Genomic DNA, 664 nt, shown 5'->3' with positions numbered 1-664 from the left:
TGTATCGTTGTCACCATTATCGAAAACAGACGAATTACTGCCCAGCGTCGCCACATTATCGCTCCCGGACAAAGTCACGCTGCCGCCGTTACAGCCCGAGCCAACGACCGTGTCACCGCTGCCGGAAACGGTCACTGACGTTGCACCATTATCCATGAAAACCGTATTTGACGAACCGGTCAATTTCAGAGATGCACCGCCTTGAACTTCGAAAATCGAGTTGTTCATTCTTGTCTGTACTGGGCCAACCACCTCGAACAGGTTGCCACCCAGATTGACCATATCGGTGTCCGTGAGCACGCTGGTCGTAACAGTACCTGACGCGTCGGTATATTCAAGCTCGGTTCCCGCCAACACATTTGAAATGGTCGCAACGTTCCCATTACCAAGTTGCACCGTTGCTACGCCGCCGGTCAGCGTGATGGAGCCTGGCATGATATTCCCGCCAAGGGCTATGGAGCCATCTTGCTCGGCAAACGAACCCGTTGTGGTCGAAACCGACAGTGAGCCACTAGCGGCATTGGACGCTATTGTATTCCCGCTTCCGTTGAGATCCAGAAAGGCAGTTTCATCGACGGCGATCTGATTTCCATTGCCATTGACGTGGCCTGAAAATGCCGCCATTTCAATCGTGTCGTTGTCCGCATTGACAGTTTTGCTCTGC

At 53.0% G+C, this 664-nt stretch carries 1 protein-coding gene; it reads right to left on the bottom strand.

Features of this window, described 5'->3' with window-relative positions; genetic code table 11:
• Positions 1-664 (bottom strand): hypothetical protein (locus U5768_RS31850; RefSeq protein WP_322034290.1); only part of this gene is annotated, 664 nt, incomplete at both ends.

Origin of the sequence: Paraburkholderia sp. J76, assembly GCF_905220295.1 — a bacterium.
Taxonomy (GTDB): domain Bacteria; phylum Pseudomonadota; class Gammaproteobacteria; order Burkholderiales; family Burkholderiaceae; genus Paraburkholderia.
The sequence above is the reverse complement of the archived record's forward strand: the minus strand, read 5'-3'. Positions and strand labels throughout refer to the sequence as shown.